Here is a 14,830-nt window from a genome sequence, read left to right as displayed (position 1 = left end):
ACTCAGGATGTAGATATGGGAAAGATTACAATAGATCAAACGGTTCTGTTGGATAGTATTTTGATTCAAGCCAAGAATAAGCTGATAGAACGCAAGGTGGATCGCTTGGTGTTTAACGTTGAAAATTCGGTATTATCTCAAGGTTTGAATGTAATTGATGTTTTAAAAAAGACTCCATTAATTAACGTTCAGAATGAAAGTATTTCTATAGTAGGAAAAGGAGGTGTTGTAGTGATGATAAATGAAAAAATAATAAATATACCACAGAGTGATTTATCTAGTTATTTGCAGTCACTTAACTCTAGTGATGTGAAAAAAATTGAAGTGATAACTACACCTCCATCTAAGTATGAAGCGCAAGGAAATGCTGGACTAATAAATATTGTTTTAAAAACAAGCCATAGTAAAGGATGGAGTGGTAACATCACTAGCTTTTATCAAAAGAATAGACTTGGTGGCTTCGGAACAGGAGCGGCTTTAAGTTATAAATCAGAAAAAATTATTTCATCTTTTAAGTTTAATCAAAGAGGTAATACTTATCGTCCGCACGGTAGTCGTAATCTTTTGGGAAAGAGTGTTAGCATTTATACGGATGAGGTAAGAACGGATAAAAAAAACACATTTAACGGGAGTTATAATTTTGAGTATCAGATCAATAAAAAGCAGAATATAGGTGTTTTATATGATTTTACTGCTAATAATACGAAGATGAACGCAATTGGGATCAGTAAGTATCAACATTTGGACAGCATTGATTCCGTTTTTACTACAAATCAAAAGCAAATTTGGAAAACAAAAATGCACACATTCAATGTTTACTATGATTTTAAATTTGATAGTATTGGAAGAAAGCTAAGTCTTGGAGTGAATTATTTAAGTACTATACCTGATAAAGTAAACAACTTTACAACATCAAAAAATAAGGATGAAAAAGATATTTCTATTAGAAATACGAGTTTAATGAAGTATGCAATTTATTCTGGACAAGTAGACATGGTTTTACCCAATACTTTTGGGACAGTTGAATTAGGAGCAAAATACACACTATTTAAGAATAATTCACAAATAGATTACTATGATCATATTGATTCAAACTATATAGTAAATAGCAATAACAGTAATTATTTCAGTTATAAAGAGCAAAACTATTCAACTTACGTTAGTTATCAGAAAGATATAAGTGAAAAATGGTCCTTAAAAGCAGGTTTGCGGTATGAATATACAATTCTAAATAGTAATGATAATGCTATTTCAAATGATAAATATGGAGAGTTTTTTCCTACATTTTATATCAGTTATTCACCTACTAGTTATCATGACTTTTCATTGAATTATTCACGAAGAATCGAAAGACCTAGTTTTCAAGAATTAAATCCTTTTAAGTGGTATACGAATCCGTATACCTATTTTTCTGGCACACCAAGCTTATTACCCGTTTTTAGTAACAATATTGAATTAAATTATACTTTCCACAATGTATTAAGTTCATCTATATTCTATCAGTATGATATAAATGGGACTTCCAATATTGCAGATTTGGTAGATGGTCAATACAGTAACATAATTAGAAATAGTTATAATGAAAATGTAGTAGGAATACAGTTAAGTTATAATGACAACCTTTTTGATAGGTGGGAAACATCAATAAGTGCAACTGCCTATTATGATGAAACTAAACCAATTATTAAAGAAGCTGTTGGGCTTAAAGTGTACACATTTTCATATTCTAGCGCAAATACTTTTGCACTAAATGATACTAAAACAAGTTACTTAATGCTCAATTTTTGGCACTCTTTGCCCTATACATATGCTAACATAACTATCGAAACTCAAATGAGTTTAGACATGGGGATAAAGTTTTTATTGTGTAAGAAAAAGCTAAGTATTAACGCTCTAATAGAAGATATTTTTAAAACAACAAACAGCAAGGGATATTCTATTAATTCAGGGTATAGATCTGAGTTTGCCAATTACTTTGATAGTAGAAAATTGGTAATCAGCTTAAACTATTCGTTTGGAAATAGTAAAGTTAAAAGTAAAGACATCCCATTCGATGAAAAATCAAGAACAAATTAAAAATATTTTACTAGTAAATATAGGAGTAACTCGAAAATCCTAAAAAGAGTAGAGATTTAATTCTAATTTATACGTTATGAAAAACTTTGGAAAACTTTGTTTTGATAAAAAAACAATTTCGAGATTAAACGAAGAACAATTATCTTCAGTAAAAGGAGGAAGCAATGAATTGATGAATGCTGAAAAAAACAAATGTAAATCGACCTCAACTACAAAAGTATGTAGTACAACTTCAACAACAAGTATAGATTAATTTTTAACATTTAATAAATCCTTCCTATCTATTATAGGAAGGATACTTTAATTATCAAAAAACTCGTTTACAATGATTCATCCCGTTAATTTTTTTGTAGTTCGTTTTCCTACATTACCATTCAATAGATTGCAAGTATTGAACAATGCTATTAAGGAGAATAATATTCAATTAATAAAGAAATATTGGATGAATCCTATATTCTTGAGTGCAATTTATCTCTCTTCTAAAGACTTTTATACTAATGCGCAAAATTGGATACAAAGAGAAGAATTCTTTTCTAAGCCATCAGATGCAATTTTTCAAAGTTTATACAAGTATAATGTGAGAATGTGTTCAAGATCTACACCGTATGGTCTCTTTGCAGGAACAGCTTTTGGTGAAATAATCGATGATTTTACAAGAATAGAAATTAATACAGACAATGTTATCACTTGTCTTAGAGTTGATAATTTATTTCTAAAAATGATTAAGGATAAAATAATTGAAGATAGTTGTAAAAACAATCTTCATTTTTTTCCTAATAATACCTTATATAGTATCGGTAATAGTTGGAGATATATTAGCTGGGATCAAGATTATAATTATGAAATATCTGAAATTACAAAAAATCCAGTACTTGATAAAATTTTGAAGTTAGCTCAATCAGGTATAACAATAGATGAGATAACAAGATTCATATTTCATGAAACTATAACAATGAATATTTCTGTAATGGAAATTAAACAATATGTTCATCAATTGATTAAAGAAAAATTTTTAGTGAATAGATTACCACCATATATGACAAGTTGTGAAAATCCACTTTTTGAAGTAAACGATTATCTGACTCAGTTTAAATTCGAAACAAAACTTCTAACATCAATCATTAAATTAGAGAGTATAATTGATAATGAATTTTTTAAATCATTTGAAGGAATAAAAAAATTAGAAGAATTGTCGATACAATATGCTCCTGTTATGGATAAAAAACATCAATTTTTTCAGGTAGATACCAAAATAAACATGAATATTAATCGTATAAATAAAAATGTAGTAACCATATTAGCTAAAAGAGTAGAAGAATTAATTGGATTAAGAAGAAGGGAGGTTAATTCTGATATGATAGATTTTACAAATAGATTTTACAAAAAATTTGGAACAAAAGAAATTCTACTCAGTAAAGCTCTAGATCCAGATTATGGTGTTGGATATAAGTTTTCTATCAGTGGTAACATAGAAGAAGCTCCATTATTACAAGATATTCATTTTTCATTTTTAAATACTAAAAGATTTAAAAAAACTGTTTCGCCTCTTATAGAATTAATAATGAAAAAGTATACTCATTGTTTTTCAACAACAAATATGCAACCAATACTTTTAACTAAAGAAGATATTGATGAAGTCAAAGAAGAGGATTTTTCTTCAATCTCATTGGGGGCTACTTGTTATCTATTTGGTTCATTTATTTGTAGATCACAGGAAGATATTGACAATTTGAATTTTAAATTCATACCATTTTCTACTATTCCTACAAACAATGTGAATGAAATATTGTCCCGGTATGCCTATAATGATAAAGATTTACTTAATAGTTTAAAAGACCTTAAAGAAAATGATTCAGAAAGTTGCATTTATGTAGAGTTATTACACCATACAGAAAATCGATTAGCAAATGTATTAATGCGCCCTAATTTGTATAATTATGTATTGTCCTACGTGTCTGAGTGTAAAAATGATGATTCTAATGTTATTTTGATGAACGATGTTTTTATTCGTTATGAAGAGGGAAGAATTAAACTTAGATCAAAAAGTTTGAACAAGGAAATTAGAATACGATATTCTAATGCGTATAATTTTGAACATAATCAATTACCAATGATTAGATTTTTAGGTGATTATCAATATTATGATGTAGATCCTGGTTTTAAATGGAATTGGGAGTTTATGGAAGATAGAGATTATCTACCAAGAGTTGAATATAAAGAACTAATACTAACTGAAGCATGTTGGAAAATACATAGAGATAAAAAATTTACTATTGAGAAATTACAAGAAATATTAAAAGATAAAAATATTCCTTCTTTATGTACTATTAAAAAGAGAGACAATGTATTAATTCTAGATTTTTCATTAGTAATTTGTCTAGATATTCTGGTCAAGTTGATTGTGAAACAATCTATTTTGTTATATGAATATATAGAATCAGCTAAGTTTCCTAATGAGGTTAGAGATCAATTTGTAGCAGAATTTATATTTCCTTTCAAAGTTGAAAATGAAACTTCAAAAATTGCAAAAAAAATAATAGTTTCTGATGAAGTAGTCAAAAGAAATCTTATACCTGGAGAAGAGTGGAGTTTCTTTAAAATTTATACAAGTCCCCATTATGGTGATACGATAATTAGAGAGATAATTCAGGGATATTTAAGACAATTTACTAAAGCTGTTTGTTGGTTTTTTGTTAGATATAATGATCCAGATTTTCATATTCGATTTAGAATTAAAAAAAAGATAACAAAACAAAATTTATCGACTCTAAACAAACTATTACATAGTTTAATAAAAGATGGATTAGTTTCTTCTTATCAAATAGATACCTATAATAGAGAAGTTGAAAGGTATGGTATAGATACTATTGATTTATCTGAGAAGTATTTTATGTTCGATAGCAATGCAATTTTACAATTTTTATCCATTAAAGAGTTATTAGATAGTAAAATTAGGTGGAAGGTAGCAGTATTTTCTATTCATCTGATGATGGTAGATTTCAAAATTTCAATATTAGATCGAATTAAATTTTTCCATGATCTATTCCAAGTTTTGTTATCAGAGATTATTGATATATCCGATAAATCAAATGTTAAATTATTTAAGTTTTCGCTCAATAAAAAATATAGAATAAATAAGGAATGTCTCGATTCTATTATCCGATTAAATAATTATGATGTTATTGTTGATTTTGTTGAACCTTTTATTGAAAGATCAAAAAAAACAGAAAGAATCATTTCATTAATAAAAGAAAAAACAAATGAAGTAAGTTACATTGCTTTAGTTAAAGATTATGTACATATGAATATGAACAGAATTTTTACATCTCAAGCAAGAAAACAAGAACTTATTATCTATTATTTAATGTTTAAAACTTACAATTCAATCTATTGTAGAAATACATAATAAGAGTATCATGAAGCAATTAAATATAGAGCATATTATTCTTGGTATAAAACAAGAACTAGATGATAATATTGATGTGTTTTCAGACACTTCAATAGAATATGGAAAATTAGGAGCAGCTATTTTCTATTATTATGGACAAATCTATTTTAATGATATTAGCTTTTTATACAAAGGTGAATCATTAATTGAATCTTCCATTCATTCACTTTCGAGTAAGAAACTATTTAAGAAACAAAAATTAAAGTTTAAAGGTGATTCAATAGGTTTTAGGTTATCTAGCTTTGGGAAAGGTCTCTTATTTGTAGAAAATAATTTTAACCTAAGATATGACTTTTCAACATATTACCTGTGCTTAAATGATGTGCTTTATGATATTTTAAAACAGGCATTTAACAAAAAAGATCATGATTATTTTTCAGGAACGTTGTCAGCAGGTTACTTTTTTTTGAACCAATATAAATATACTCAAAATTCTTTTGCAAAATGGGTGCTCAATTTAATTGTTCAAGCTATTTTGAGGGATTCAGTTGTTTTAAACAAAGAAGAAGTTTATTGGCATTCACCCATATTAGATAATAAAGTTTACTTGGGATTATCTCATGGTTCTGCAATGGTAATTAATTTTTTATGCAAGATAATTGAATACGAAATTTATGAAGGTGATAAGGAAGAATTAGAAAATGTATTATTTCAAGCAATTACATTTATTATGAAACGAGAAAGGAATTTTTTAGATGGTTATTTTCCTCATTTATTTATTCAAACTGAAACTAAGAGCATAACACAATTATCTATGTGTTATGGAGATCTAGGTATATTGTATGCTTTATATAATGCAATGCAATTATTCGATTGGAAAGTCTTTGAAACAAGAGTGAAGCAATTACTTATTACGACTTCTAGAAGAAAATTAAATAAGGCCTTTACTCAAGATTCTAGTATTTTATACGGTTGCTCAGGTCTTTATTATATCTTTAAAGATTTGCATAATAGAACGAATAACGATGTTTTTTTAAAACCTTATCTATATTGGTATGATAATATTCTTAGATTTAGAGATCCAGAAAAACATAGTTTAGTAGGATTTCAATTTGAATATGAAAGAAATACTAAGGTAGATAAATCAGCTTTTTTTTCTTTTTATTGGGGAATTGGAGGTATAGGTATTACACTAATGAAGGGGGATTTAGAAGTTCTTCCTTGTTTGAATGAACTGCTATTAATTGGGTAAATTAAAAGTTATGAACTTCATCCCCCAACACGATCAAATGGATTGCGGTCCTGCCTGTTTAGCCATGATTGCTGGGCATTATGGAAAGAAAGTGAATATTCAATATATACGAGAACAGTGTTTTATTAGCAGAGAAGGTGTTTCTTTATTGGGTATTAGCATGGCAGCGGATAAAATAGGGTTGGAAACCAAGGCGGTGAAAATCGATATAAATCACTTGGAGCAAGCCCTTTTACCTTGTATTTTACATTGGAATCAAAATCACTTTGTTGTTCTTTATAAAATTTCAACTACTTTATTCTCCAACCAGAAAAATTATAAAATTGCAGATCCAGGTTATGGGTTGATTTCCCTGTCAGTTGACAAATTTAAACAAGCTTGGTTGGCAGAAGGTGAAAAGGGAATTGCTTTGTTTATTCATCCAACGGAAAGATTTCAGGAACAAAAAGTTTCAAAACAAGAGAAACAAACACTTGCCTATGTTTGGCAGTATTTGAACCCTTATCGCAAGCAAGTACTACAGTTATTTACCTTACTTTTTTTAGGTACATTAACTACCTTAGTTTTTCCCATACTGACCCAAAAACTTATTGATGAAGGAGTCAACAAAGCGAACTTATCCGTAATCACGTATGTGTTGATGGCTCAGCTAGCCTTTTTTTTGGGCAATATTGTATTTAGTATAGGAAGAAATTGGATTATGTTGATCATGGGAACCAAAATAAACATCCAAATTATTTCCAATTTTTTAAAGAAATTATTGCAATTGCCTATTAAGTTTTTTGATACCAAATTGATGGGGGATTTTAATCATCGCATTCAAGATCATGAGAGAATTGAACAATTTCTGACGTCAGATAGTTTATTGACTGTTTTTTCCATGTTTACCTTTTCTGTTTTCTTTGGAGTATTATGGTATTACGATGTTCAAATAGTAATCCTATATATTGCGTTTACTGCAGTCTCGATTGGTTGGTCTTTGTATTGGATGCGAAAGAGAAAAATACTCGATTATTTTCGTTTTGAACAACGCAGCGAGAATCAAGAAGCAATTTATGAAATTATTAATGGAGTTTCAGAAATGAAATTAAACCAATTAGAGGAAAGTAAGCGAATCGAATGGGAAGAAATACAACAAAAACTTTTTGTTATCAATAAACGAATTTTAAAAGTAGATCAAGTACAACTATCTGGTTTTGAATTTATCAATCAGTTAAAGAATATTGTTGTAACTTTTCTTGCTGCATATTTAGTGGTTCATCAGACAATGTCTTTAGGATCTTTACTCAGCGTTTCTTATATCATCGGTCAACTGAATAGCCCCATCAATCAACTGATTTCCTTTTTTCGATCCCTTCAAGATGCGAAATTGAGTTTAACGCGACTAAATGAAGTGCAGCAACATCCGATAGAAGAACAAGAAGGATTAAAACCACTAAGTATACCAAAAGCAAAAGAGAGAAAGGAAGAGAAACATGGCATATTTTTAAAAAACCTTTCTTTTCAGTATGAAGGACCTCAATCTCCATATATATTGAAGGATATTACGTTATTTTTTCCTCAAGGAAAAGTAACTGCCATCGTAGGGGCAAGTGGAAGTGGTAAAACAACCCTAATGAAACTCCTCTTGCGATTTTATGACCCATGTGAGGGCTCCCTCTATTACAATAATGAGGTGAGTACAGCCTTATCACCAAAAAGTATCAGAGAAAATTGTGGTGTGGTCATGCAAGACGGTTATATTTTTTCAGATACCATTGCGCGAAATATAGCTACAAGTGATACAGTGATAAACGAGGTGAAGTTGTCTTATGCTGCTCAAATAGCTAATATTGAATCATTTATTAATACTTTGCCCCTGGGATACAATACCAAAATTGGAGCAGCAGGGAATGGTATTTCAGGTGGACAAAAACAACGGATTCTAATTGCACGTGCGGTCTATAAAAATCCACCCTATCTCTTTTTTGATGAAGCAACTTCCGCTTTAGACGCTGAAAATGAGAAGGTAATTCACGACAATTTACAAGCTTTTTTTAAAGGAAAAACTGTATTAATCATAGCCCATCGTTTGTCCACTGTTAAACAAGCCGATCATATCATCGTACTAAAACAGGGGCAATGTATCGAAGAGGGGAATCATCAAACCCTAGTGACAAAAAGAGGAGCGTATTACAACCTAATTAAAAATCAACTAGAATTAGGGAGTTCCTAAGCCAAAAAAAGGTAGTAATTTTAGCATTTAATGCTAAGGACATTTTACCTATGAAAATTGATGTAATCCGTAAAGAAAATGTAGCCGTAAGTCGTTGGTCTGGGGGAGAAACCCGTGAATACGCTATATATCCCCCAGGGGCAGTATATGCCGATCGAGCGTTTGATTTTCGCATTAGCAGTGCAACCATCGAAGCTATTCCCTCTGTATTTACCCAATTTAAAGGCTATCGTCGCTATTTGGCAATGCTAGATGGCAATCTCCAGCTAACACAAGAGGGAAAAGATCAAACCTATACAAAACACCAGCTCTTTACTTTTCCATCCACAGCATCTATAACTTCCTTTACACAAGGAACAGATTTCAATCTCATGTTGAATGAACGGATTGTCGATGAGGTAGTCGAAGTTCGATATCAACCTTTTCAAACGGAACAACCCTTTGTGTTTCTATTTGCACTCCAAGAAGCTGAAGTGGTCGTGAATAGCCAATCCTTTCAGCTATATCCATGGGATTGTTTACTGTTGAATAACCCAAACAAAAAGACTATAGACATTGAATTTTACCAACAATTAATTGTAGGATATTGGTCTATGGAGGAAAGAAAAAAAGAGAAACAATAAAACAATACACACCATTGGATATACAAGTAAATAGAATAAAAGAAAAATTAGCCACAATTGAATCCTATGACAAGGAACGGGAGGTGTTTGGTGCAGATTCACATGAATATCAAATAGGAGGGTGTATCAGCCATCAAGAGATAACAGCTTTTGAAAAGCAGTATGGCGTTGAATTGCCAGAAGCTTATGTTGCCTTCCTTACTCAAATTGGCAATGGCAATACACAAGAAGAAGCCTATATGGGCAGTGCTGCAGGACCTTACTATGGGATCTATCCTTTTGGAGAGGGGGTAGAAGACTTGCCTATTGGTGATGGAAAGCGATACCTCTCTTATCCTTGTTTGTTGCATCCTAGGATGACAGATGAGGAATGGAAATCACGAACCAGTGAAATGTACGAGGATAACTTATCAGACGAAGCCTATGACGCCATTGTAGGACCTTTGTTTGGTGGATTGCTCCCCCTTGGTACGCAAGGTTGTGCCATCACAACATGTTTAGTTTTGAATGGTGAACACCGCGGAAGGTTGCTGTATATCAATGAGGATTATAAACCTCAATTTGCCTTCGAAACTCACTTCTTAGATTGGTACGAACGCTGGTTAGATGAAATTATTTCGGGTGATTTACTTGCCGAAAACGCCGGTTGGTTTGCTTACAATAGAGGAGGTACAGCCGAATTTTTATGGAATGCGTATCAAACATGCACAGAAGAAGAGGAGCAGCTAACGTATTTGGAGGGATTAATCAACAAGAAAAACATAGACAAGCAGCTTGTTCAAGCCCTTAAAGAGGCAATACCTCAGGCGAAGACAACGGCTGTACGCCACCAATTGATTTCCGTTTTATCCAAAGCTGACTATCCAGAGTCAATTCCGTTTTTGGAAAGGGAGTTGGAAATAAACCTCTTGTTTGTCTTGCAACGCATTCACTGGTATGGTGCGGATGAAGCCGCTTGGTTACCCGTTTTAGAAGCCTATAAAAATAAGATAGATGAAGAAGAAACGTATCGCTTCTTTACCTATATCGCCCAAAAAGCAACAGCCGATTTTCCACCTTTACTTTTACCTGGGCTTTATTCACCATTGAGTGGCATCCGCAGTCAGGCGGTTTATTCGCTAGGAAAAGCAACAGACAAACAACAATACGCAACTGCTTTTATTGCAGCCCTTCAGGATGAAGAAGATCAGGTTGTTCTGTATGCTTTGCAAGCCTTAAGCGGGGTAGAAGATGACCGATTGACACAGGCCTATCAAACGGTATATCACCAGTACAAAGACAGAGATGAGGATAATTACATTATGATAAATTTAAATCATCGCTTAAAAGAAAAAAATCTTACAATAGCAGATCTAGTAAACTAAATGAAAGAAGAAAGAAAAAAGAGCATTGGAAAGTTCTTATCGCTTATACTAAGACACGAACCTAGTAAAATTGGTATTCAATTGGATGCGAATGGATGGGCAGATGTAGGTGAATTGATACAAAAATGTGCCAAACATCGCCTTGTATTTACAAGGGATGAATTGGATGAAATTGTAGAAACTAACAACAAAAAAAGATATACTCTAAGTGAGGATGGTACTAATATACGAGCCAATCAAGGTCATTCGATTGCGGTAGATCTCGAATTTACACCCCAAGTTCCCCCCATGTATTTGTATCATGGAACAGCAGATCGTTTTTTGCCTGCCATCAAAGGAGAAGGAATTAAGAAAATGAATCGTCAACATGTACACCTTAGTGCAGATAAAGAAACAGCGATTGCTGTTGGCTCTCGTCATGGGAAAGTAGTGGTTCTAACTATACTTGCAGGAAAAATGCAAGCGGATGGATTGCTCTTCTATTGTTCAGCAAATGGCGTTTGGTTGACCGAGTATATTGATCCTCGATATATCTCGAAGTAGTACTGTTTAAGCTTGAGCGTTTTAAATCAGAATAAAAATAATAAAATACGTAATAACCAGTGACTTAAGCGATAAAAAAGCGAATGAATCTACCGCTAGTTTGCGGTTGATCTGACTGATTCCCAAAGCAACGGGTAGGATGTAAAGCCCATAGTACATAGGGGTGTACAAGTGATGGTAAACCCATGTGGTCCATACTCCTGTATAGGAACCGGTGACATAAGACGCTCGCATGATCCACAAGAATAAATGGATAAAACATAGGGCAAAGAGGGTAATATCTATCGTCTTTGCCCATTTTATTCTACTGCTATTTGTTGAGTTGTGGTCGCTGTTCTGCATTGACTAATTTCCAAGCGGTTTCAAAAATAAATTGTGTTCTCTTAGTCAAAATAGGGAAATCTATTTTGTCGTATGTATCCGAAGGCAAATGATAGTCGTCATGTGTCCCGTTATAGAAGAATACAGCAGGAATATTGTGCTGAGCAAAACTATAGTGATCCGAACGGTAATAGATGCGTTGAGGATCATTATCATCGTTAAAGGTGTAGTCTAGAACAAGGTTAACTGATTCGCTATTCGCCTCTTCTGTTATATCGTGTAGGTCCTGACTCAGCTTGTCTGAGCCCACTAAAAAGATATAGTCTGCTGTAGTGGGATGTTCTTCACTACGTCTGCCAATCATGTCAATATTTAAATTGGCAATCGTTTGATTCAGAGGGAGTATGGGGTTCGCTGTGTAATATTTAGAACCAAATAGTCCAAATTCCTCACCGGTTAAATGTAAAAATAACACAGAGCGTTTTGGTCTAATTCCCTCTTGCACTAAAGACTGAAACACACGAGCGATCTCCATGACCGCAGAAGTCCCAGAACCGTTATCATCAGCCCCGTAGTATATTTTGTTTAACAGTATTCCCATATGATCAAAATGGGCAGAAATGACCAATACTTCTTCTGGTTTTTCGCTGCCTTCGATATAGGCCCACACATTTTCGCTATCTTTTAAGCGCATTTGCCAATTTCTCATGAAAGAAGCCGGAATAGGTTGGAAGTAACTCGTCGCCTGAGGTGGCATGGCAATCCCCAGTTGTTTATAGTACTGAGCGAGGAAATGGGCTGCTTTCTTTTGACCCGGCTCTCCCGTTCGGCGGCCTTCTAAACTATCTGCCGTCAAAACCATCATGCTTTTTTGAATAGAATCAGAAGAAATGCGGTTGAAATACAGCGCTTTTTCAGGTGATGGGCCTTGATTGACCAAGGCTTGTGGCGATTGGCATTGCAGTAAACCCAAAGCAACTATACTTATGGTTGTCAGTATTATCTTTCTTTTCATGAGCGGTCTATTTTAAGAACTAAAAGTTGTATAGATGGACCAAAAATACTAATAATTTTCTGTTAGACAGCAGTGTTTTTTAATGCACTAGCGGTTTAAACCTAGGCGGACGGTTGTCTTTATTGGTAGTTGTGTTATATTTGTTGAAAACAAAGCGAAAACATGACTAAAGTAGTTTTTATTACAGGAGGATCATCGGGAATAGGAAAATCAGTAGGGACTTTTCTACATGAAAAGGGATTTATAGTATATGGAAGCAGTAGAAATCCAGAGCGAGTAGCTGCTTCTGTGTTTCCCTTGGTACAATTAGACGTGAGGGATGAAGCGAGTATTGCCCAAGCAATTCAAACGGTAGTGGCTAAAGAAGGTCGTATTGATATTCTGATCAACAATGCCGGTGTGGGAATTACGGGGGCCATCGAGGAAGTGCCTACTTCAGAAATTGTCAATAACTTTCAAACCAATGTATTTGGTCCCATTGCAGTGATAAAAGCTGTTTTACCAACGATGCGCAAGCAAAGAAAAGGCTTAATCATCAACGTTACGTCAATTGCGGGTTATATGGGCTTGCCGTTTCGCGGGTATTATTCTTCTTCAAAAGGTGCTTTGGAGCTAATAACCGAATCCTTGCGTATGGAAGTAAAGCCATTTGGGGTTGAGGTAACCAATGTTGCGCCAGGAGATTTTGCTACCAATATTGCTGCGGGTCGTTATCACGCCCCTGTAATTGAAAATTCACCCTATGAAGAAATCTACAAAATGTCCTTGGATATGATGAATGAACACGTTGACGAGGGAGGGGATCCTATCGAAATGGCACAAGCAATTTACAAGATTATTCAAACCCCTAAACCTAAAGTACGCTATGTCGTAGGTGCTCCAATGCAGAAATTTTCACTGTTTTTGAAAAAAATTCTCCCAGGAAAGCGATATGAAAAACTCCTGATGAATCACTACAAAATTAAAGGCTAAAAAAAAGAGACGGAATGCCGTAAACGCAAATTAATATTGTATTTTTGACACACAACATAACAAGAATTTTAAGTTTAAATTTATGAAGTTTTTTATTGACACGGCTAACTTAGATCAAATTAAGGAAGCTGAAGCATTAGGAGTATTAGACGGAGTGACTACGAATCCTTCGCTAATGGCTAAAGAAGGCATTACAGGTGCAGCAAACATCTTAAACCACTACAAAGCTATTTGCGATATCGTAGAAGGTGATGTGAGCGCTGAGGTGATTGCGATTGACTACGAAGGAATGATTAAAGAAGGAGAGGAGCTTGCTGCTTTACACCCTCAAATCGTCGTAAAATTACCAATGACGAAAGAAGGAGTAAAAGCGTGTAAATACTTTTCATCAAAAGGTATTAGAACAAATGTTACTTTAGTGTTTTCTGCTGGACAAGCGTTGTTAGCTGCCAAAGCAGGTGCTACTTATGTTTCTCCTTTTATTGGTAGATTAGATGATATTTCAACAGATGGGCTAGTGCTAATTGAAGAAATTCGCCAAATTTATGACAACTACGGATATGAAACACAAATTTTAGCTGCTTCAGTTCGTCATACGATGCATATCGTTAATTGTGCGAAAATCGGCGCTGATGTAATGACTGGACCTTTATCTGCAATTTTAGGTTTGTTGAAACACCCTTTAACAGATAACGGATTAGCTCAATTCTTAGCGGATTACGCAAAAGGTAATCAATAACCTTTCCAATACAAAACTTATTTACAAACATACAAACTAAAAAAAACCAACCTTTTTGAGGTTGGTTTTTTTGTTCGTTATTTTTTTGTCCTATGTCTTTCACGCGCTTTGTTTGAGGTTTCCTTTCACTCCAAACACATAAACCCACTTCTTACTTTTTAGTTAAGAATAAAAATCCAATAAGAATAAATCCGATTCCCGTAATAAGAGGAGGTTGCATATCTGCTTTAATCCCTAGGAAAATCATATAGATTCCCAATAGAATAACGATAATAGCGATCATTCGTTGTATCATAGTTTTTTATTTTTTGAGCGGTTTATT

Annotated in this window: 13 protein-coding genes; 10 read left to right on the top strand and 3 right to left on the bottom strand. The window is 33.2% G+C overall.

The window, feature by feature from the left end; translation table 11 throughout:
* The 8 genes from HX062_RS13545 to HX062_RS13510 form a co-directional block, all read left to right on the top strand.
* A partial coding sequence (locus HX062_RS13545) for an outer membrane beta-barrel family protein (protein WP_286467762.1) occupies window positions 1-2,076 on the top strand: 2,076 nt, incomplete at its 5' end.
* A 76-nt stretch (window positions 2,077-2,152) separates the two neighbouring features.
* On the top strand, window positions 2,153-2,329 hold the full coding sequence (locus HX062_RS13540) for a class I lanthipeptide (RefSeq protein WP_286467761.1): 177 nt from the start codon (window positions 2,153-2,155) through the stop codon (window positions 2,327-2,329).
* A 72-nt stretch (window positions 2,330-2,401) separates the two neighbouring features.
* Window positions 2,402-5,482, top strand: coding sequence for a lantibiotic dehydratase (locus HX062_RS13535; protein ID WP_286467760.1), 3,081 nt, complete (start codon window positions 2,402-2,404; stop codon window positions 5,480-5,482).
* A 10-nt stretch (window positions 5,483-5,492) separates the two neighbouring features.
* Window positions 5,493-6,716: a lanthionine synthetase LanC family protein gene (locus tag HX062_RS13530; RefSeq protein ID WP_286467759.1), complete on the top strand. Its 1,224-nt coding sequence runs from the start codon at window positions 5,493-5,495 to the stop codon at window positions 6,714-6,716.
* 10 nt (window positions 6,717-6,726) lie between these two features.
* Window positions 6,727-8,931, top strand: coding sequence for a peptidase domain-containing ABC transporter (locus HX062_RS13525; protein ID WP_286467758.1), 2,205 nt, complete (start codon window positions 6,727-6,729; stop codon window positions 8,929-8,931).
* A 50-nt stretch (window positions 8,932-8,981) separates the two neighbouring features.
* A complete protein-coding gene (locus tag HX062_RS13520) occupies window positions 8,982-9,554 on the top strand; it encodes a HutD/Ves family protein (RefSeq protein ID WP_286467757.1) in 573 nt (190 codons plus the stop codon).
* Between the two features lie 14 nt (window positions 9,555-9,568).
* Window positions 9,569-10,918 (top strand): SMI1/KNR4 family protein, encoded by a 1,350-nt coding sequence (locus HX062_RS13515; RefSeq protein ID WP_286467756.1) that lies wholly within the window; start codon window positions 9,569-9,571, stop codon window positions 10,916-10,918.
* Complete coding sequence (locus HX062_RS13510; protein WP_286467755.1) at window positions 10,919-11,461, top strand: RNA 2'-phosphotransferase; 543 nt, start codon at window positions 10,919-10,921, stop codon at window positions 11,459-11,461.
* A 21-nt stretch (window positions 11,462-11,482) separates the two neighbouring features.
* Here the strand turns inward: HX062_RS13510 and HX062_RS13505 are convergent, their stop codons facing one another.
* The gene (locus tag HX062_RS13505; RefSeq protein WP_286467754.1) at window positions 11,483-11,803 is read right to left on the bottom strand and encodes a hypothetical protein; all 321 of its coding nucleotides are present in this window, start codon (window positions 11,801-11,803) and stop codon (window positions 11,483-11,485) included.
* Entirely contained in the window at window positions 11,772-12,797 is a 1,026-nt protein-coding gene (locus HX062_RS13500; protein ID WP_286467753.1) for a M28 family metallopeptidase, read from the bottom strand. Before HX062_RS13500 ends, HX062_RS13505 begins: the two co-directional genes overlap by 32 nt.
* Window positions 12,798-12,959: 162 nt before the next feature.
* Between HX062_RS13500 and HX062_RS13495 the strand changes: the two genes are divergently transcribed.
* A complete protein-coding gene (locus HX062_RS13495; protein ID WP_286467752.1) occupies window positions 12,960-13,769 on the top strand; it encodes an SDR family oxidoreductase in 810 nt (269 codons plus the stop codon).
* 82 nt (window positions 13,770-13,851) lie between these two features.
* The gene (gene fsa / locus HX062_RS13490) at window positions 13,852-14,508 is read left to right on the top strand and encodes a fructose-6-phosphate aldolase (protein ID WP_182626575.1); all 657 of its coding nucleotides are present in this window, start codon (window positions 13,852-13,854) and stop codon (window positions 14,506-14,508) included.
* Between the two features lie 151 nt (window positions 14,509-14,659).
* On the opposite strand, the gene HX062_RS13485 is transcribed toward fsa, so the two are convergent.
* The gene (locus HX062_RS13485) at window positions 14,660-14,803 is read right to left on the bottom strand and encodes a hypothetical protein (protein WP_286467751.1); all 144 of its coding nucleotides are present in this window, start codon (window positions 14,801-14,803) and stop codon (window positions 14,660-14,662) included.
* Window positions 14,804-14,830: the final 27 nt, after the last annotated feature.

This window comes from Myroides sp. DF42-4-2 (assembly GCF_030326445.1).
Taxonomy (GTDB): Bacteria; Bacteroidota; Bacteroidia; order Flavobacteriales; family Flavobacteriaceae; genus Flavobacterium.
This window is presented reverse-complemented; position numbering and strand designations above follow the sequence as displayed.